The following is a 17,690-nucleotide window of genomic DNA, read 5'->3' as shown; positions in this document are numbered from 1 at the left end:
ACACACCCGCGAACCGCCACCGGACCCGGCGGACTGCGCGGACCCGGCGGACCCGGCACCGCGGCGGGCGGCGGCTCACGCGTGGCATGCGACCGGCCTGCCGCCGTTCAGCTGCTCCATGTCGGCCCACACGGAGAGGATGTCGAGAGGATCTCCCGGAGGGCGCCCCTCCAGCTCGGCGTACGCGCGGTGCACGTTCGCCACCAGCCGCTCGCTCTCGGCCAGTTCGGCGAACTCGCCGGGCCCCGCCTCGCGCGCGGCCTCCAGGGGTGTGAGCCCGCGGCCGCGCGCCGCACGGGCCACCTCGTCGACGTACAGCAGATAGCGCTCAACCGTGTCGTACACCTCCGGCCCGGCGAGCGGACCGTGGCCGGGGACGACGGTGCGCGCTCCCAGCGCCCGCAGCCGGTCCAGCGCGTGCAGCGAACCGCTGAGCGAGCCCATCGGGATGAAGGGGGTGCCGTGGTGGAAGACGATGTCGCCGGTGAAGACCACCCCCTGCTCCGGCAGCCAGACCACGGTGTCGCCGGCGGTGTGCGCGACGCCCGGGTGCAGCAGGCGCACTTCGGTCCCGCCGACGTGCAGCGTCAGTTCGTCGCGGTAGGTGAGGTCCGGCGCGGTGATGTGGATGTCGCCGAAGTCGACACCGGGCCAGATCGCGTGGAGCTGGTGCCCGGCGGCCAGCGTCTCCCGCCGGCAGGTCTCGTGGCCGACGACGGTCGCGCCGGGCCTGAACAGCGCGTTGCCGTAGGTGTGGTCGCCGTGGTGGTGGGTGTTGACGACGGTGGCGGGTGCGGGCGCGCCGCTCGCGGCAAGTGCCGTGCGCAGGGCTCTGGTCCGGCGTTCCGTGGCCGCGGTGTCCACGAGCAGCGTCTCGCCGCCGTCGCTGATCCAGCCCGCGTTGCTGAGGCACCAGCCGCCGTCGGGCTGTATGTAGGCGTGCACCCCGCCGGCGAGTTCCTCCGTGTACGGCTCACCCGGCGCCGGGGCGCTCTCGTCCGCCTCCGCCGCTGACGCAGACGTCATGCGCTGCTCTCCCTCGTTCTGGCCGACTGCCGACTGACTGCCCGACCGACTGCCGGCTGACCAGCGACGGACCGGCGGCGGTTCCGCCGGCCCTGCGGCTGCCGGGCCATGTGTCACAACGCTCAAAGCTTGTCAGTGCGTTCGGCGTCGCGGCTACGGCGCGAGCGCGGCGAGTGCCCTGTCCGTGACCTCCTGCGGGCTCCCCCCGACGGCGACCGCCGCCCCCCGCTCGTCCGGCTCCAGCGGCTCCAGCGTCGCGAACTGCGAACGCAGCAGCGAACGCGGCATGAAGTGGCCCTTGCGGCCCTCCAGTCGCTCCGCGATCAGCTCCTCCGAGCCGTCCAGATGCAGGAAGAACATCGGCGCGCCGCTCGCGCGCAGCCGGTCGCGGTACAGGCGCCGCAGCGCGGAGCAGCTCACGACGCCGCCGGGCCCCGCGTGTTCGGAGAGCCAGGCGGCGATGGCGTCGAGCCACGGGCGCCGGTCCTCGTCGTCGAGCGGTGTGCCGGCGGACATCTTCCGTATGTTCCCCGGCGGATGGAAGGAGTCGGCCTCGGCGTACGGCACTCCCAGCCGGTCCGCGAGCAGCTCGCCCACGGTGGACTTGCCGGAGCCGGAGACCCCCATCACCACGACCAGGGGTGCCCGCCTGCCGTCGGCGGCTCCGTCTCCGCCGGCCGCCTCCGGCCGCTCCGCGCGTCCGCTTTCCTCGTTCACCACAGCAAGACCACTCCAACCATCGCCATGGCCAGTGTGCACAGCGCCGCCGCCCGTACGGTCCCCGCCCCCACGACAGAGGGCCGGTCCGCCTCCATGGCCCGGATGCGACGGTGGGCCAGTACCAGGAACATCAGCCACGCCAGGGCGCCGACGGCGGCCGCCGCCGCTTCCGCGGCCGAGACGCCGTCGCCCCCGTACACCGCCGCACGCACACCAAGTGCGACGGCGACGGCGAACGTGAGCGTGGTGCGGCGCCAGGCGAAGCGCGTCCGTTCCGGCTGCGCCGCGGGGTCACCGGTGCGGGCGTTCGGCGCCCCGCCCGCGTTCACGGGCCGCCTCCCACCAGCAGGGCGATGAGCACCAGAAGCGCGGCGACCGCCGTCGCCGTCGCCAGCAGCACCGGGAAGCGGGAGACGGGAAGGTCCTCGCCGCGCCGCATCGCGCGCTCGCAGCGCATCCAGTGATTGACGGCGCGGAACGCGCACAGCGCGCCGAACGCCAGCACCGATACCGAGATCGCCGTGCGGACGGCCCAGCTCAGTTCCGTGAGGAACTGGTCCACGGCGATGCCGCCCGCGACGAGTGCCAGCGCGGTGCGGATCCAGGCGAGGAAGGTGCGCTCGTTGGCGAGCGAGAAACGGTAGTCGGGCGTGGTGCCCTCAGCCCGGAGGTGCTGAGGTGCGAACCACAGCCGGAGCGTCGCCTTGAGCCGGTCGATCATGCCGACGAGCCTACGGGCCCTCGACCTGAGGTGCGGATGCACCCGATGGCTCATACTGGACTTTCCGCGCGTATCGGCTGCGGCGACGACGCCCCGCGTGCGGACCTGGGAAGCCGCGCGTATCTGCTCTACGAGGGCCCCGTCGGGGCAGCGGTCGACATGGGGGAGCGGGGTGCCGGTTTCTTCTTCCCCCAGTCGCCCAACCTGTGGTGGCCGGGGGACCGGGCATGGTGCGTGGCGACCGACGTCGACCTGGACTCCACCTTCGTCGGCGGGTCCGCCCGTCTGATCGGGGATCTGACGGGCGGACGACGCCTCGAGGCTCTGGCGCTCGTAGTGCCGGACGCGCTCCGCGAGTGAGCCTCGCAGGAGACGTCACCGTCGCACGCGCGTCACCACCGGGTCACCGCCGGGGGATCACTTCTTCTTGCACGCCCGGATCACCTCGCTCGCCCTCCGGTGGCTGACCTTCTCGGTCCGCGGCGTGTAGTTGGGCGGGAACGTCACCAGGCCGTTGGCGAGGCCGGTGTACGTCTGCTTCTTCACGCACCGGCGTGCGGCGTTCTGGCTCACGCGGCTCTTGCCGGTCGAGGTCTTGACGGCGCTCTTCTTGTAGATCGTCCCGTCCTTGTCGCGTCCTGGGGCGGATTGTGCTGATGCGTAACCCCCGGCGGCGCAGGGGCAGTTCAGTCGCCGTTGCCCGTTCCGTGCCGGGCACGGAGCCTCCGATGGCACTCCAGTCCGTCAGGTACGACCTGCCACTGCGGCAGTGTCAGCCGCCGCTCCAGCTCCTCCTGCGGGAGGAAGTCCCACCAGTCGATCTCCTCCGGCTGGGGCCGTACGGGCAGCTCGCACACCAGCTCGTAGACCCGCAGGAACCAGGTGTGCTCCGGCGACTCGTACAGGAACGTGAAGCGCGGCTCGGGTGCGGGCAGCCCCCTGACGCCCAGTTCTTCCTCCGCCTCCCGCAGAGCGCAGTCGTCGTAGCTCTCGCCCGCTCCGACGACGCCGCCGACCACCACGTCGTACATGGAGGGGAAGACCAGCTTCCGCGGTGTGCGGCGGTGCACGAAGATCCGGCCCAGCGCGTCACGTACCTGGACGGACGTGGCCCGGTGCCGCAGCCGCCGCGCCATCGCCTCACCCCGCGGAGCCTGCCCCACGACGCGGTCGTCCTCGTCGACGATGTCGAGCAACTCGTCCGCCGAGAGGGCTTCTTCGCTCATCCCGCATCCCAGTCTTCCGCGCCTCGAAAGTGCAAGGTCCCGCACCGTGGCGGTCAGTCTCCCAGAGAGCCTGCCGCCGTCAGCCTTCGCCGGGCTTCGGGACGAGGCGCCGCGCGAGGCCCGGAGGAGGCCGGCGCCGGGTACCGCGCGGACTGGAGGGCGGACGGGAGGCCCCCGACGTCCAGCACCCCAGCGCGCCCCGGCAGTCCGCGGACGCGCCGCCCGAACCCTGTGCCCCGGGGTGCCGCGCACGTCCGGGTGGGCATACCCTCCCGTCACCAGATCTTCAGGGTGGACAGCCGGGCGCGGAACAGGTGGGACGCATGGCGTACGACGCCGATGTCATCGTGATCGGAGCGGGACTCGCGGGGCTCGCGGCGACGGCCGAACTGGCCGATGCGGGACGGAAGGTGATCCTTCTGGACCAGGAGCCGGAGCAGTCCCTCGGAGGGCAGGCGCACTGGTCCTTCGGCGGCCTCTTCTTCGTCGACTCCCCGGAGCAGCGCCGCATGCGCATCCGGGACAGCCACGAGCTGGCCTGGCAGGACTGGCTCGGCACCGCGGGCTTCGACCGCGAGGAGGACCACTGGCCGAGGCGCTGGGCCGAGGCGTACGTCGACTTCGCGGCCGGTGAGAAGCGGTCGTGGCTGCGCGGCCAGGGCCTGAAGATCTTCCCCGTCGTCGGCTGGGCCGAGCGCGGCGGCTACGGAGCGACGGGACACGGCAATTCGGTGCCCCGCTTCCACATCACGTGGGGGACGGGCCCCGGCATCGTCGAGCCCTTCGAACGGCGCGTGCGGGCCGGCGTCGAACGCGGCAACGTCGAACTGCGCTTCCGGCACCGGGTCACGGGCCTGGCCCGCAGCTCCGGCACGGTCGACACCGTCACCGGCGAGGTGCTGGAGCCGAGCGACGCCGAGCGGGGCACCGCGAGCAGCCGCGAGGTGACCGGCGCGTTCGAGCTGAGGGCACAGGCCGTCGTGGTCACCTCCGGCGGCATCGGCGGCAACCACGAGCTCGTGCGCGCCAACTGGCCCGAGCGGCTGGGCACTCCGCCCGCCCGGATGCTCTCCGGGGTCCCCGCGCACGTCGACGGCCTGATGCTCGGCATCACCGAGGAAGCGGGCGGCCGCATCATCAACCGGGACCGGATGTGGCATTACACCGAGGGCATCGAGAACTGGAGCCCCATCTGGAATCTGCACGGCATCCGCATCCTGCCCGGACCGTCGTCACTGTGGCTCGACGCCACGGGGAAGCGGCTGCCGGTGCCCCTCTACCCGGGCTTCGACACACTCGGCACGCTCGACCACATCATGCACTCGGGCCACGACTACACCTGGTTCGTGCTCAGCCAGAAGATCATCGAGAAGGAGTTCACGCTCTCCGGCTCCGAGCAGAACCCTGACCTGACGGGACGTGACCTGCGGCAGCTGCTGGCCCGTGTCGGGTCCGGTGCGCCCGGCCCCGTACAGGCGTTCATGGACCGCGGAGCCGACTTCGTCATCGAACGCGAACTCGGCGCCCTGGTACGGCGGATGAACGAGCTGACGGGCCAGGAGCTCATCAACGAGGCCGGGCTGAGGCGCGAGATCGAGGCCCGTGACAGGGAGATCACCAACCCCTTCACCAAGGACTCCCAGGTGACGGCGATCCACGGCGCGCGCAAGTACCTGGGCGACAAGCTGATCCGCGTCGCGTCGCCCCACCGGCTCCTCGACCCGAAGGCCGGGCCGCTCATCGCCGTGCGGCTCAACATCCTCACGCGCAAGACGCTCGGCGGACTGGAGACCGACCTGGACGCGCGGGTGCTGGGCGAGGGCGGCGAGCCGCTGCCCGGCGTGTACGCGGCGGGCGAGGCCGCCGGGTTCGGGGGCGGCGGCGTGCACGGGTACCGGTCGCTGGAGGGCACGTTCCTCGGCGGCTGCATCTTCTCGGGGCGCACGGCGGGCAAGGCGGCGGCGAAGGCCGTCGGGTAGCCGTCACCCCCGTCGCCTCCGAACTCGCTCTGCTCGCGGCCGCCCGTCTTCCGCGGCCCGTACCGCTCAGGCAGGTCCCGCCAAGTCGCGCCCGTGGATAGCTCCCACAAGCTCCCGTTGACCACCTGGCGGCGATCCCGCACCGGCCTGCCCATCCCGTGGTCCCACGAGGCCGGTTCTACATTGACAATCAGCCCGAACCATTGCCCCCCTGAGACCCGCCAGGACAACGCCGAGGACGAACGGGAACTCAGGCCTCCGCTCGTGCAGGCTCCGGCCCTCAGAATCCCGGGCGCGGGGCGCGTTCATAGGATGCGGACGACGGGCGGGCCGAACCCCTCACGCTTCGGCGTCAGTTGGCGGTCTGAGTCTCGCTCCGCAGCCAGGCCAGATACTCGTCGCTGCCGGCGGTGATCGGGGTGGCGATGATCTCGGGTGTGTCGTAGGAGTGCAGGGACTTGATGAGCGCTTCGAGCTCGTCGTAGCGGGCCGCCGTGCTCTTGAGGAGCACGCGCCATTCCGTGTCGACCTCGACCTTCTCCTGCCACTGGTACACACTCTTGATCGGCCCGTCGATCTGCCCACACGCGGCGAGCCGCCCCGCGACGGCGGACCTGGCGAGCACTTGAGCACTCTCCTCGGTGTCCGTCGTGGTGAGCACAGCGAGGAACTCGGCCTCGGCCACGATGTCTCCTCCCGGTCGAATACCGGGGGCGACCGTACCCCAGGACGAAGCCGAGCCCGTCCGGCCCCGTCAGCGAGTTGCGTACGCGATGAACTCGGCCCAGGGCGCCGCCGGGAAGGCGAGCTGGGGGCCGCTGACGTCCTTGGAGTCCCGAACGTGCACGGTGCCGGGGCAGTTGGCGACCTCGACGCAGTTGCCGCCTTCACCACTGCTGTGGCTCGACTTGTGCCAGGCCAGGGCGACTTCGACGCACGCGCCGCCCTCGTTGTCGCTGTAGCTGCTCTTGAGCCAGTTCAGGGTGGTGTTCATCCTTCTCCCAGCAACGTCTCGATGAGGCCCAGGGACTCGTCGGGCGTGAGCGCCTGCGCGCGGATGATCCCATAGCGCGCCTCGACGGCACGGACTGCTTCGCGTTTTGTGAACCAGACATTGCGGTCCTGCACTTCGCCGTAGGCCAGCTTGGGCTTGTCGGGAGGTTCGAGCAGGGTGAGGGGGCCTGCCGGTCCTGGGTGGTCTGTGCGACTCGTCGGCATCACTTGCAGTTCGACGTGACGCATGCGGGCGAAGCGTGCCAATTGGTGAAGCTGTCCCTGGAGTACTGCTGCACCACCGAACGGTCTGCGGAGAATGACCTCCTCCAGGACGAAGCTCAGGTTCGGTGGTGGCCAGCGGTCGAAGATCTCCTGACGGGCCAGGCGGGCCGCAACCCGTAGCTCGATGGTCTCGTCATCGAGTAATGGGCGGCGCATTGTAAACACCGCCCGCGCGTAGTCCTCGGTCTGGAGGAGACCGGGAACAACCATCGTCTCGTACTCGTGCCGCTCGACGGCGACCGCTTCCAACCGCGCGAACTCGCGGAAGAACGCCGGGTACCGCAGGCGCGCCTTGTCGATGTCCTCCTCGACCGCCTTCAGCAACCCGCGGGCGTCCAGGATGCGTTCGGCCGCGTCGATGAACTGCGGCTTGGCCGCGCGGCGGCCGCGTTCGACGGAGGAGACCAGGTCCATGCCGTAGCCCGCCTGTTTGCCGAACTCCGCCTGGGTGAGGCCCGCTTGCTCACGCAGGTGTTTGATCTGTTTGCCGAGGACCTTGTGGACCGGGTCCGGCGTTGCTTCGTCGGCGTCGAGGTCTTCGATATCGGTCATGTGTCTCACCGGGAGTGACTGATCTGTTGCACTCAGCCTATGTCGGTGCTGTGTCACTCGGTTGGGGAATCTGCTCATCCGGGAGATTCCGCGCCTCGGCACGTCGACGGTCCATCTGCCGCCATTCCGGGCGCAGTCCCGTCAGATTCGTGGTGAGGAAGTACGCCACTCCGGCCACTGCCAGCGACGGGACGAGACCCACGGAGGCCACTGCCGCTCCCGCCGCGAGTCCGCCGAGCGGCATGCCCAGCCAGGCCATCGATGTGCCCAGGCCCGTTACGCGGCCCAGCAGTTGGCGCGGAATGCGTTCGTAGAGGACCGCTCCCAGAATGGGGTTGAGGAAGCCCGCGCCGAAGCCGCTGACGACGAAGACGGCGACCACGGTCCACAGTGGCACGTCGACGGCGAGGATCAGGAAGCGCGGGGCGCCCGCGAGTACGAAGCCGGCGAAGAAGACGACGCGGCGGTTGAACCGGTGTGCCACGGCGGCGGCCGCGAAGCTGGCAGCGATGGCCGAGACCCCCGTCGCGGTGCCGGTGAGCCCGATCGCGGCCGGGCCGTTGCCGGACTCCTTCGCCCAGACCGGTACGAGGACCGAGGAGAAGGCCGTGTCCAGCAGGTTGGTGACCGCGATCATCGCCGTGATGGTGAGGAGCAGCGGATCGTCGCGCAGGAAGCGCATTCCCTCGCCGAGGCGACTCCAGTAGCCCGCGCCGTCCGCGTCGGGGTCGCGCTCTTCGGCGGTGCGGCCGACGCCGCGTGGTACGACCAGTGCGATGACGAGCGAACCCATCGCGAAACACAGCGCGTTGGCCACCAGTGCGGTCATCGGTCCGAGCAGCGCGACGAGCGTTCCCCCCGCGGCGGGTCCGAGTGTGAACGCGAGGCGTTCCATGACGCCGCTGAGCCCCGTGGCCCGCTCCAGCCGTACGCTGCCGAGGTCGGCGGCCTCCGGAACCATGACCTGTTTGGCCAGATCGCCGGGAGCGCGGGCCGCGCCGATGATCGCGACGAGGAGCAGCAGCAGCCAGAAGGAGAGCAGATCCGCGGCGTGCAGAGCGGGAATCGTGATGGCGGCCGTCGCACTCACCAGGTCCGTGGACCAGGAGACGATGCGTGGGCCGCTTCGGTCCACCAGCGGTCCGATGAACGCCTTCACCAGCACGTACGGCCCCAGTTCGCAGAAGGCCACGAGACCGGTCTGCGATGCGCTGCCCGTGGTGACGAGGACGAACCAGGGCAGAGCGATGACGGAGATGCGGGTGCCCGTGAGCGACAGCCCGGTCGCGGCGAGCACGCCGGCCAGCGGCCGCAACGACCGGCGCCCGGAAGGGGATCGAGTCACTCCCGCCTCCCCGGGCCGTCCAGCTCGGGGAGGATCTGCGTGATCAGCATGACGCGTTCCGCGCCCTCGGGGGCGTCGGTTCCGGGCGCGTCCCGCCGGTAGCGGCCGATGACCGAGGTCAACTCCTCGTACAGGGAACGGCTTTCCTCCGGGGTGAGGCGCAGTGCCCAGTCGCTCATGTCGGAGGCTTCGCGCCATTCGCGGGGGAGGGTCTGGAACTCGTTCACGGCCCGCTGGGTGCGCAGGGTGTAGGCGGCGGCCACGGAGTGCAGGTAGGTGAGCGTCGCCTCCGGCTCGCGCTCGGCCAGTTCCATGTCGTCGAATCGCGTCTTGCGGTGTACGGAACGCCACCACCGTTCACGGGCGTTGCCGCGCCCGGTGTCCTCCTCGACGAAGCCGGACGCGCCGAGCTGGCGCAAGTGGTAGCTGGCCGTCCCGGAGTTGACGCCGAGCTGCTCCGCGAGACGGGTCGCCGTGGACGGGCCGTTCTTGCGCAGCAGCCCGACGAGCTGGACGCGCACCGGGTGCGCCAGTGCACGCAGGCCCTTCGCGTCCAGGACGACCGTGTCCCGCGGAGTGTTCTGCGGTGCCGGCGGCGGTGTGTGCGGAGAACTGCTTTCGTCGGTTTTCCCCATGCCCCCAACCTAGAACGCAAAGATGTCTTCGCAAAGGGTTCTTTGCGAAGAACTCTTTGCAGTCAAGGCGGAGTTGGAGCGAATCAGGTGCCGAACGTGATCCGTGCCCGGTTCCGGCCGGAAGGCCGGTTACCGGGGATGGAAGAGGACCGTGTCCGAGGCGGCCCGAGGGGGCCCGAGGCGACGGGCCGAATCAACGCCCGTGCGGCACGGCGGCATCCGCGCCACGCACGCCCAACGCCCCTTCTCCACGAGCGCAGTTCTCGCGGAGCGCCGAGAGAACCCCGGCGGGCAGGCGAAGCGCCGAGCCGCGGCGGCCCGTGCCGTCGAGGATCTCGTCGCCCTCCTCCAGCCACTCCGAGAAGGGCTGGACCCCGATGAAGTCCGCCAGGCGGGCCAGCTCCGCCCGGGGCGCGTCGAGGAGGCGCTCGTACGAGAGCGTCGTGACCTGATCCCGCGGGACGGCGGAGAGCTGGTCCACGCCTTCGCAGATCAGGTCCGACCACAGCGTGCCGAAGTCCGGCACCGGCATCTCGCGGTCGAGGACGAGCGCCGGGTCGTACTGCGGGCCCAGCAACGGGGCCAGGTCCGCGGGGAGTTGCTTGATGTGGTCGTCGGTCAGGTCGGAGGCGGACTCCACGCCCGAGCGGCGGACGATCTCGCGCAGCAGGGAGATCATGCGGTAGCCGTTGTGGCGGCTCATGGACAGCGCGCAGTCGGGGCCGTCCCGGAAGAGGTGCACGAAGCGGGCCTCGGGGAAGAGTTCGTGCAGCAGTCCGACGCGGTGCAGCGAGTATCCGGAGCGCTCCACGGCGGCCTCGCGCCCGCCGGCGCGGGAGGCGAGCGCGCCGAAGAGGGCCTGCCACTGCTGCGGGGCGGGACGCTCGGGCCAGGAGCACACCTCCGGTTCGAGGGAGTCGAGGAGCGCGTCCGGGTCGTCGCTCAGGTGCGGGAGCGTCATCATGCTGATCGCGGGGATGCCCGTCGTTTCGGCCGAGTAGCGCCACTCGGGGTGGCGGTTGTAGATGAACTCCGGGAGCGGGGTGCCGCTGCGCACCATGGCGTCGAAGACTTCCATCGGTTCGCGCAGACATCGCCAGAACTCCGGGCCCGTGAGCGGCTGCCGGGACAGTGCCGGTGGTCCGTCGATGCAGGAGTAGAGCTCGTTGAGGCTGAGCACGTCGGGATGCAGCCGCAGCACCTGCGACAGCGCCGTCGAGCCGCTGCGCCCGGTGCCGACGACGAAGGTCAGCGTCTTGATGCCCGTCCGCACGTTGGTTTCCTCCCCCAGGGCCTGGCTGCGTCGCAGGCCGTTCGGCTTCCGATCGCACCCAGTCCTACCCCCGCGCACGGCGCCCGACCCGGAGGACCGGACGATCGGCCGAAGGCGTCACCCCAATGAGCTGCCACCCCGAAGAGCTGTCACCCCATGAGGGAGGCGATCTCCTCCGCGCAGGCACGCAACGCCGGTACGTGGCCGTGGAGTTCGTCCCAGGTCGTGAGCACGACGGTGGCGCCGAGCGAGACCGCCAGCCGCGGGCGCACTCCTCCGTCCAGGTCGGGCACGACCGTGGCGACGGAGCGGACACCGACCTCGTTCTCCTCGTCGACCTCCGCCCAGCCCCGCTCCCGTACGCGGGCGACCTTCTCGCGCAGCGCCTCCGGGTCGGTGACGGTGTGCGCGGTGGGGGAGGGCAGGTCGGACGCGAGGAGCGCCGCCAGCTCCTCCTCCGGCAGCACCGAGGCGAGCGCCAGGCCCATGGAGGTGGCGTGCCACGGGTTGCGGGTGCCCTCGGCGCTGCGCAGCTGGAGGTGCTGCGTGCCCTGTGCGCTGAGCACGATGAGCACCTCGCCGCCGTCGAGGATCCCCGCGATGGCGGGAAGTCCCGTCCGGGCGGCGAGGCGGCGCATCGGTGCGGCCGCGGCGGAGTAGCCGGCGGGGGAGCGCTGGAAGCCACGGGAGAACTCCAGGACGCGCACGCCGAGGGCGTAGCGGCGGGTGTCCTCGTCGTAGGCGACGAAGCGTTCGGCGGCCAGACGTCCCAGCAGCCGGTGCGCGCTGCTGACGGGCAGCCCGGCAGTGCGTGCCGCCGCGCTGACACCCAGCCCCGACGGGTTGTCGGCCAGTACCGTCATCAGCCGCAGGCCCCGGCTGAGCATGTCGTCGCCGGGCGGTGCGGTCACCGTCGGTGCTCCCTCGAAGATCGTGCGCGGCAAGGTCAGTCGCGTCCGCCACTGCCCGGTGCCGTGGCGGCACTCGTGTGCGTTTCGCGGTTCACCGTACCGGTATCGGCCGTGGTGGCCCGCGGTTCCCGCACCGCGAACATCAGCGCCGCGGAGATCATCGTGCACACCGCCATGAAGCCGAAGGCGCCGGCGTCGCCGAGCTGTGTGCCGCGCACCCAGCCCACGAGATAGGTGCCCGCGAACGACCCGAGCGCACCGAAGGAGTTGACGGCGGCGACGGCCGCGCCCGCGACACCGGCGGGCGCCAGCTCGGAGACGAAGGCGAAGTACGGGCCGTAGGGCGCGTACATGCACAATCCCGCGACGACGAGCAGGGTCAGCGCGACCGGGAAGTTCGGCCCGGCGAGGTAGGACCCGAACAGCGCCAGTGCCCCCGTGCCCAGCCAGGGCCACACGGCGATGCGGCGGCGTCCGGTGCGGTCGGACAGCCGGGAGTTGAGCATCATCGCCACGACGGCGAACGCGTAGGGGATCGCCGAGATCAGGCCGGTCGCTCCGATGCCCTCGCCCGAGGCCTGCTTCACGATGGACGGCAGCCAGAAGATGAAGCCGTACATGCCGAACGACCAGAAGAAGTACTGGGCGGCCAGCACGGTCACGGCACGGGAGCGCAGCACCTTCTTGTAGTCCGCGGCCGTCGCGCGCGGCGCGTCGGCGGTGGTGGCGTGCGCCCCGGGGTCGGACTCGGCCTCCGGCGCGGCCGGAGTTCCCGCGCTGACCTCCGTGGCCGTCACGGCCGAGCCGGGCGCGGCGGCAGCGGCCCGCTGCTCGTCGGCGAGTTCCGTGCGCAGCCGGTCGTGTTCGGCCTCGGGCAGCCACCGGGCCTCGGCCGGGCGGTCCTTGATGAACCGTATGCACAGCAGGCCCCAGATGATCGAGGGGACGCCCTCGACGATGAACATCATCCGCCAGTCGGAGATCTCGATGAGCCATCCGGAGAGCACGGACAGCCACATCACGGTGATCGGATTGCCGAGGATCAGCAGGGAGTTGGCCCGGCCGCGCTCGCGCTTGGTGAACCAGCGGCTCAGCAGCACCACCAGCGCGGGCAGCACGGCGCCCTCGACGACGCCGAGCGCGAAGCGCACCGGGATCAGCTGGCCGGGGCTGCTGAGCAGGCCCTGCGCCGTCGCCAGCACGCCCCAGGCGATCGTGGAGCCGGCGACCATCCGGCGCACGCTGCGCTGCTCGGCGTAGATCGTGCCCGGGATCTGGAAGAAGAAGTAGCCGAGGAAGAACGAGGCCGCGATGAGGGAGTCGGTTCCGGCCGACAGGTTCAGTTCGTCGGCCATGCCGCCCGCCGAGGCGATCGCGTAGTTCGACCTGTCGAGATAGGCGAGCGAGTACGTGACGAACGCGATCGGCATCAGATACCTGGCGCGGGTCGATGACCAGAAGCCGCCGCTGCCGGTGCGGGAGGGAGACGCTGCCGTCATTCCCGGACCTCCCCTGTTTCCGTCGGGTGGAAAGTGTTTCACTGGGCGGGAAGGACGTTACGAGTGTGTGCGGGCCGGGTCAATGGCTGCGGCCGGTCAGGACCCATCACGGTCCGCACGCCGCGGGCGTTCCGGGACGGTCCGGCGGACGGTCGGACTGGTCCGTGGGTCAGCCGGCGCGACGGTCGGCCAGTCAGCCGGTGCGACGGTCAGCCGGTCAGCCGCCGCTCCGTCCGTTCGTTCCGGCCGTCCGCCCGTCATCCGCCGTACGCGACGAGGAGAGGCACACGCCGATGCCCGAGACCACCGACCCCGCAGTCCACGTGCTCCTGCCCTGGAACGGCCTCGACGAGCGGCACGGGCCGTGGCCCTCGAACGTCCGCGTGCACATATGGGACGGACACACACCCGAGGACGAACTGCCCGCGGAAGCACTGGAGTCGACCGGTCTGTGGGTGATGCCCTACGCCGTGCCCGACGCGGAGCGGCTGCTGCCGCGGCTCCCCGCCGTGCGTGCCGTGCAGTCCCTCAGCGCCGGCGTCGAGAAGCTGCTGCCGGTCATGCCCGAAGGTGCGAAGCTCTACAACGGCCGGGGTCTGCACGACGCCAGCACCGCCGAACACGCGCTCGGGCTGATCCTCGCCGCGCAGCGCGACCTTCCGCGCTGGGTCGCCGATCAGCAGGCCGGGCGCTGGGAACCGCACTTCACGCGCTCCCTCGCCGGGTCGCGCGTCGCCGTCATCGGATACGGATCGATCGGGCAGGCACTGGAGCGGAGGCTGCTGGCCTGCGAGGCGGAGGTCGTGCGCGTCGCCCGGCGGCCCAGGCCCGAGGAGGACGTGCACGCGGTGACCGAACTTCCACAACTGCTGCCGGACGTGGACATCGCGGTGCTCGTACTGCCGGAAACGCCCGCCACGACAGGCATGTTCGGCGCCGACGAACTCGCCGCGCTGCCCGACGGGGCGCTCGTCGTCAACGTGGGACGGGGCCGCACACTGGAGACGGGTGCGCTGCTCGATGAGGCCCGGAGCGGACGGCTGCGCGCCGCGCTCGACGTCACCGACCCCGAACCGCTGCCGGGGGACCATCCGCTGCGGAAGCAGCCCGGGGTGCTGATCACGCCGCACGTCGCGGGCGGTTCCGCCACGTTCCGGCCGCGCGCCGAGCAGCTGATCGTGGAACAGGTCCGTCGCTACGCAGCGGGGGAGCCCCTCGTCAACGCCTTCCCGCGTCCCTGAACCGCGTCCGGGACAGCAGGCACGGAGCGGGGCGGTCCACTGTGCGCACCGCGGCGAGCAAGCCGGACCGGCACCCTCGGTGTCCGGAGGCTCGCGGCCAACGGCCTTGCCCCGCGCCTGCGTTCCGGTGAAGCGAAGCGCACCCCGCTCCGCCGGACTCACAGGGAGCCCCCGGCCGCACCGTCCTGCGTTGCCTGGCCCCCGGTTCCCCCGCTCGCCGGTGGGCGCTGGTGGGCGCTGGTGGGCGCCGACGGGTTCCGGCGAGCGGGGGCCGTCCGGTGCGGCCGTGGAGCGCGGGTGAACACCCGGGGGACTCGCCTCGTCGGCTTCGTCCCGTGACACGATCGTGCGGTGCCCTTCGACCACAACGATCACTATCACCGGCTGCTGTCGCGCCATGTGCCGCGGCACGGCGGCACGGCGCTGGACGTGGGCTGCGGGACCGGACGGTTCGCGCGGCGACTCGCCCGGCTCGGGATGGACGTCGATGCCATCGACCCCTCCCAGGAGGTGATCGAGCAGGCACATGCCCTGGGCCCTGCCGCAGCGGGCGCACGCAACCCGCACTTCCGGCAGGCCGACGTCACGGCCCTCGAACTGCCCGAGGAGCACTACGACTTCATCTCGTGCCTGGCGAGCATCCACCATGTGCCGTTCCGTACGGTCTCCGCGCTGCGAGCGGCGCTCGCGCCCGGAGGCGTCCTGGTGATCCTGGGCTGCTACCGGGAGAAGGGCCGGCTCGACCTTCTCTGGAGCCTGACCGCCGTGCCCGTAAACGCCGTTGCCAGGCTTGCTGTTCGGGCACTGGAACGGCTGCGTCCCGCACCGGCTCCGGCAGGCCGGGCACGGACGGATCCCCCGACGAGGCAGCCCGGGATGACGCTGTCGCAGGTCCGGTCGGAAGCGGCCGTCCTGCTGCCCGGCTCCCGCATCCGCAGGCTGCTCTTCTGGCGCTATCTGCTCGTCTTCCGCAACAGCGGCTGATGATCGGCGAGTTGGGGACGGCGGCTCAGAACCCGCCCGACGCGTCGAGGATGCGCTCCGCGACCCGTACCGAATCCACCAGCGGATGAAGGGCCAGCGCCCGCAGGGCCGCCGCCCGTGAGCCGCTCTCCGCGGCCTCGATCGCCGAACGTTCCACCGCCTTGAGCTGGAGCATCAGGCCGAGCTGGTCCGCGGCGACGGGGCCGGCGGAGAGGGGCCGGGCGCCACCGGCGTCGACCAGGCACGGCACTTCCACCACCGCCTCCGCGTCCAGACCCGGAACGGCGGTGCGGTTGGGCACGTTGAGGATCAGCGTGGTGCGCTCGTTGCGGGAGACCGCACGCATCAGGGCGAGGGCGACGCGGTCGTAGCCGCCGCCTTCCAGGTCGCAGCTGTCGCGCTCCCAGCCGCCGGTCGCCTCGCGGCTCTCGGCCATGTACGTCTCCTCGCGCTCCCGGCGCGTGCGGGCCCAGGCCTGGTACGCCTCGGGCGGGCCGGCCGCACGCCCCGGGCGTGCCCCTTCGTAGAAGCGGGACTGCTGCTCGCGCAGGAACTCCCCACGGGTGGCCTGCGAACCCCGGATCGAGGCGACGGCCTCGCGGTTGAAGTAGTAGTAGTGCAGGTACTCGTTGGGCAGCGCGCCCAGGGCCCGCAGCCAGCCGGCGCCGAAGAGCTTGCCCTCCTCGAAGGACCCGAGGAGCGCGTCGTCCGCGAGAAGCCCGGGCAGCCGGTCCTTGCCGTCGACGACGACGCGGCGCAGCCAGCCGAGATGGTTCAGCCCCACGTAGTCGTAGTCGGCGCGGTCGGGGTCCGCTCCCAGGGCGCGGGCCGCGCGCCGGCACAGGCCCACCGGGGAGTCGCAGATGCCGATCACCCGCTCGCCCAGGCCCCGTTGGCGGAACACGCGGCTCATGGCCTCGGTGACCATGCCGGCGGGGTTGGTGAAGTTGATGACCCACGCGTCGGGGGCGACTTCGGCGACGCGTTCGGCGATGTGCACGGCGACGGGCAGCGTGCGCAGCCCGTAGAGGACGCCGCCGGCGCCCACCGTCTCCTGGCCCAGGACCCCTTCGGCGAGGGGAGTGCGCTCGTCGCGGGCGCGTCCCTCGAGGCCGCCGACGCGGATGGCGGAGAAGACGAAGTCGGCGCCGCGCAGCGCCTCGTCGAGGTCCGTGGTGGCGCGCACGGCGGGTGCCGGGCCCCCGCCGCCCCGGTCCGGGTCCCGCCGCGACTGTTCCGCCTGGTGGGCGAGGACCGATGTGATCGCGCCCAGGCGGTCCGAGTCGGTGTCGTGGAGCACGAGTTCGGTGATGCGTCCGGCGTCGTCGCCCTCGTCCTCCAGCAACGCCCGGTGCACCAGGGGCACCCGGAATCCGCCGCCGCCCAGCACCGTCAGCCTCATCGGCCCTCCACCTCCGCGTCCATGGCTGTCTCCACCTTCACCCCGGCCTCGCGGAAGACGGCGAGGGTTTTCGGGTCCGACGCCTGATTGGTGATCAGGGCGTCGATGTCCTGCGGCCCGCAGACGCGGGCAGTGCCCGTCCCGGGGAACTTCCGTGCCGCGGCGAGCAGCACCACGTGCCGCGCCGAGGCCAGCATGGCCTGTTTGACGGGCACTTCGACGTCGGTGGTGTCCAGCACGCGCCCGTCGGGCAGTACGCCGCTGGTGCCGAGGAAGAGCCGGTCGGCGTAGAGGTGACTGAGGCTCGACTCCGTCAAGTGGCCTACGAGCGAGCGGTAGTTGCGGCGCACCTGGCCGCCGAGGAGTACCAGCGTGACCTCGGGGTCGTCCTTCAGCTCCTCGTAGACCGCGAGGTTGCTGGTCGCCACGGTGATGCTGCGGCCGTGGAGCCTGCGCGCGAGCTGAAGCACCGTGGTGCCGATGTCGAGCAGCACCACTTCTCCGTCCTCGACCGTGGCGGCGGCGCTTCTGGCGATGGCGTCCTTGTCCGCGCGGTCGTCGACCTCCTCCTCCGCGAAGGGCCGTTCGACCGGGCCCCGCGCCACGGCGCCGCCGTAGACCCTCGTCAGCCGGCCCGCGTTGCCCAGGTCGTTCAGGTCGCGCCGCGCGGTGGCCTCGCTGACGCCGAGGCGATGTGCGATCTGCCCGACGGGCAGCACGCCCTCCTCGCGGAGCAGCTTCAGCAGCCGCTCATGACGGGTCTCGCGCAACATGTCAGCAATGTAGCGTGCGTGAGCGTCTTTGCGCGAGTGTGACCGGGGTCTTGCACTCGTCGCCGCTGACGTGCAAGGTATCGCTCAAAGAATCGAGGAGCTTCCGGCTGCGCCCGGCCGTTCAC

20 protein-coding genes and 1 pseudogene are annotated in these 17,690 nt (G+C 71.4%); 4 read left to right on the top strand and 17 right to left on the bottom strand.

What is annotated here, in order from left to right; translation table 11 throughout:
* Positions 1-75 precede the first annotated feature (75 nt).
* From EV375_RS03850 to EV375_RS03835, 4 genes are all read right to left on the bottom strand, one after another.
* Entirely contained in the window at positions 76-1,026 is a 951-nt protein-coding gene (locus EV375_RS03850; protein WP_130298199.1) for an MBL fold metallo-hydrolase, read from the bottom strand.
* A 153-nt stretch (positions 1,027-1,179) separates the two neighbouring features.
* Positions 1,180-1,653, bottom strand: a complete 474-nt coding sequence (locus EV375_RS03845) for a gluconokinase (protein WP_130301575.1) — start codon at positions 1,651-1,653, stop codon at positions 1,180-1,182.
* An 86-nt stretch (positions 1,654-1,739) separates the two neighbouring features.
* Complete coding sequence (locus EV375_RS03840; RefSeq protein ID WP_130298198.1) at positions 1,740-2,075, bottom strand: DUF202 domain-containing protein; 336 nt, start codon at positions 2,073-2,075, stop codon at positions 1,740-1,742.
* Complete coding sequence (locus EV375_RS03835) at positions 2,072-2,467, bottom strand: DUF202 domain-containing protein (RefSeq protein ID WP_130298197.1); 396 nt, start codon at positions 2,465-2,467, stop codon at positions 2,072-2,074. The genes EV375_RS03840 and EV375_RS03835 overlap by 4 nt, the downstream gene beginning before the upstream one ends.
* A 45-nt stretch (positions 2,468-2,512) precedes the next feature.
* Here EV375_RS03835 and EV375_RS03830 point away from each other — a divergent pair, with 45 nt between their 5' ends.
* Positions 2,513-2,827 (top strand): hypothetical protein, encoded by a 315-nt coding sequence (locus EV375_RS03830; RefSeq protein WP_130298196.1) that lies wholly within the window; start codon positions 2,513-2,515, stop codon positions 2,825-2,827.
* A 57-nt stretch (positions 2,828-2,884) separates the two neighbouring features.
* On the opposite strand, the gene EV375_RS29020 is transcribed toward EV375_RS03830, so the two are convergent.
* Together EV375_RS29020 and EV375_RS03820 are read right to left on the bottom strand one after the other, a co-directional pair.
* Positions 2,885-3,040 carry a hypothetical protein gene (locus EV375_RS29020; protein WP_165434646.1) on the bottom strand — a complete coding sequence of 52 codons (156 nt, stop codon included), beginning with the start codon at positions 3,038-3,040 and terminating at the stop codon, positions 2,885-2,887.
* Positions 3,041-3,153: 113 nt separating this feature from the next.
* The gene (locus tag EV375_RS03820) at positions 3,154-3,693 is read right to left on the bottom strand and encodes an NUDIX domain-containing protein (protein ID WP_130298194.1); all 540 of its coding nucleotides are present in this window, start codon (positions 3,691-3,693) and stop codon (positions 3,154-3,156) included.
* Between the two features lie 323 nt (positions 3,694-4,016).
* Between EV375_RS03820 and EV375_RS03815 the strand changes: the two genes are divergently transcribed.
* Positions 4,017-5,672 (top strand): FAD-binding dehydrogenase, encoded by a 1,656-nt coding sequence (locus EV375_RS03815; RefSeq protein ID WP_130298193.1) that lies wholly within the window; start codon positions 4,017-4,019, stop codon positions 5,670-5,672.
* Between the two features lie 44 nt (positions 5,673-5,716).
* Here the strand turns inward: EV375_RS03815 and EV375_RS03810 are convergent.
* The 9 genes and pseudogenes from EV375_RS03810 to EV375_RS03770 all read right to left on the bottom strand — a co-directional run.
* A pseudogene (locus tag EV375_RS03810) lies at positions 5,717-5,866 on the bottom strand (transposase); the annotation flags it as partial.
* Between the two features lie 158 nt (positions 5,867-6,024).
* The gene (gene cutA, locus EV375_RS03805) at positions 6,025-6,357 is read right to left on the bottom strand and encodes a divalent-cation tolerance protein CutA (RefSeq protein ID WP_207227978.1); all 333 of its coding nucleotides are present in this window, start codon (positions 6,355-6,357) and stop codon (positions 6,025-6,027) included.
* A 69-nt stretch (positions 6,358-6,426) separates the two neighbouring features.
* Positions 6,427-6,666: a DUF397 domain-containing protein gene (locus EV375_RS03800; protein ID WP_130298191.1), complete on the bottom strand. Its 240-nt coding sequence runs from the start codon at positions 6,664-6,666 to the stop codon at positions 6,427-6,429.
* Positions 6,663-7,502, bottom strand: a complete 840-nt coding sequence (locus EV375_RS03795; protein ID WP_165434676.1) for a Scr1 family TA system antitoxin-like transcriptional regulator — start codon at positions 7,500-7,502, stop codon at positions 6,663-6,665. Before EV375_RS03795 ends, EV375_RS03800 begins: the two co-directional genes overlap by 4 nt.
* A gap of 37 nt (positions 7,503-7,539) precedes the next feature.
* Positions 7,540-8,847, bottom strand: coding sequence for an MFS transporter (locus tag EV375_RS03790; RefSeq protein ID WP_486588260.1), 1,308 nt, complete (start codon positions 8,845-8,847; stop codon positions 7,540-7,542).
* The gene (locus tag EV375_RS03785) at positions 8,844-9,482 is read right to left on the bottom strand and encodes a helix-turn-helix domain-containing protein (RefSeq protein ID WP_130298189.1); all 639 of its coding nucleotides are present in this window, start codon (positions 9,480-9,482) and stop codon (positions 8,844-8,846) included. The genes EV375_RS03790 and EV375_RS03785 overlap by 4 nt, the downstream gene beginning before the upstream one ends.
* A gap of 193 nt (positions 9,483-9,675) precedes the next feature.
* Positions 9,676-10,755 (bottom strand): sulfotransferase family protein, encoded by a 1,080-nt coding sequence (locus EV375_RS03780; protein WP_486588259.1) that lies wholly within the window; start codon positions 10,753-10,755, stop codon positions 9,676-9,678.
* A gap of 149 nt (positions 10,756-10,904) precedes the next feature.
* Positions 10,905-11,666 carry an IclR family transcriptional regulator gene (locus tag EV375_RS03775; protein ID WP_486588258.1) on the bottom strand — a complete coding sequence of 254 codons (762 nt, stop codon included), beginning with the start codon at positions 11,664-11,666 and terminating at the stop codon, positions 10,905-10,907.
* Between the two features lie 35 nt (positions 11,667-11,701).
* Positions 11,702-13,165 (bottom strand): MFS transporter, encoded by a 1,464-nt coding sequence (locus EV375_RS03770; RefSeq protein ID WP_130298188.1) that lies wholly within the window; start codon positions 13,163-13,165, stop codon positions 11,702-11,704.
* Between the two features lie 293 nt (positions 13,166-13,458).
* On the opposite strand from EV375_RS03770, the gene EV375_RS03765 reads away from it, so the two are divergent.
* A complete protein-coding gene (locus EV375_RS03765; protein WP_130298187.1) occupies positions 13,459-14,406 on the top strand; it encodes a 2-hydroxyacid dehydrogenase in 948 nt (315 codons plus the stop codon).
* Between the two features lie 351 nt (positions 14,407-14,757).
* Positions 14,758-15,390, top strand: coding sequence for a class I SAM-dependent methyltransferase (locus EV375_RS03760; protein WP_130298186.1), 633 nt, complete (start codon positions 14,758-14,760; stop codon positions 15,388-15,390).
* A 25-nt stretch (positions 15,391-15,415) separates the two neighbouring features.
* Here the strand turns inward: EV375_RS03760 and EV375_RS03755 are convergent, their stop codons facing one another.
* Positions 15,416-16,792, bottom strand: a complete 1,377-nt coding sequence (locus EV375_RS03755) for a 6-phospho-beta-glucosidase (protein WP_207227977.1) — start codon at positions 16,790-16,792, stop codon at positions 15,416-15,418.
* On the bottom strand, positions 16,789-17,565 hold the full coding sequence (locus EV375_RS03750) for a DeoR/GlpR family DNA-binding transcription regulator (RefSeq protein WP_130298185.1): 777 nt from the start codon (positions 17,563-17,565) through the stop codon (positions 16,789-16,791). The genes EV375_RS03755 and EV375_RS03750 overlap by 4 nt, the downstream gene beginning before the upstream one ends.
* Between the last annotated feature and the right edge of the window lie 125 nt (positions 17,566-17,690).

The sequence above is a fragment of the Streptomyces sp. CNZ301 genome, assembly GCF_004217425.1.
The sequence above is the reverse complement of the archived record's forward strand: the minus strand, read 5'-3'. Positions and strand labels throughout refer to the sequence as shown.

Excerpts from the sequence above, each read along its gene's own strand:
- EV375_RS03785 (WP_130298189.1), bottom strand. The coding sequence starts at position 9,482 with ATGGGGAAAACCGACGAAAGCAGTTCTCCGCACACACCGCCGCCGGCA.
- EV375_RS03770 (WP_130298188.1), bottom strand. The coding sequence starts at position 13,165 with ATGACGGCAGCGTCTCCCTCCCGCACCGGCAGCGGCGGCTTCTGGTCA.
- EV375_RS03830 (WP_130298196.1), top strand. The coding sequence starts at position 2,513 with ATGGCTCATACTGGACTTTCCGCGCGTATCGGCTGCGGCGACGACGCC.
- EV375_RS03800 (WP_130298191.1), bottom strand. The coding sequence starts at position 6,666 with ATGAACACCACCCTGAACTGGCTCAAGAGCAGCTACAGCGACAACGAG.
- EV375_RS03845 (WP_130301575.1), bottom strand. The coding sequence starts at position 1,653 with ATGGGGGTCTCCGGCTCCGGCAAGTCCACCGTGGGCGAGCTGCTCGCG.
- EV375_RS03815 (WP_130298193.1), top strand. The coding sequence starts at position 4,017 with ATGGCGTACGACGCCGATGTCATCGTGATCGGAGCGGGACTCGCGGGG.
- EV375_RS03850 (WP_130298199.1), bottom strand. The coding sequence starts at position 1,026 with ATGACGTCTGCGTCAGCGGCGGAGGCGGACGAGAGCGCCCCGGCGCCG.
- EV375_RS03750 (WP_130298185.1), bottom strand. The coding sequence starts at position 17,565 with ATGTTGCGCGAGACCCGTCATGAGCGGCTGCTGAAGCTGCTCCGCGAG.
- EV375_RS03765 (WP_130298187.1), top strand. The coding sequence starts at position 13,459 with ATGCCCGAGACCACCGACCCCGCAGTCCACGTGCTCCTGCCCTGGAAC.
- EV375_RS03835 (WP_130298197.1), bottom strand. The coding sequence starts at position 2,467 with ATGATCGACCGGCTCAAGGCGACGCTCCGGCTGTGGTTCGCACCTCAG.
- EV375_RS03820 (WP_130298194.1), bottom strand. The coding sequence starts at position 3,693 with ATGAGCGAAGAAGCCCTCTCGGCGGACGAGTTGCTCGACATCGTCGAC.
- EV375_RS03795 (WP_165434676.1), bottom strand. The coding sequence starts at position 7,502 with ATGACCGATATCGAAGACCTCGACGCCGACGAAGCAACGCCGGACCCG.
- EV375_RS03755 (WP_207227977.1), bottom strand. The coding sequence starts at position 16,792 with ATGAGGCTGACGGTGCTGGGCGGCGGCGGATTCCGGGTGCCCCTGGTG.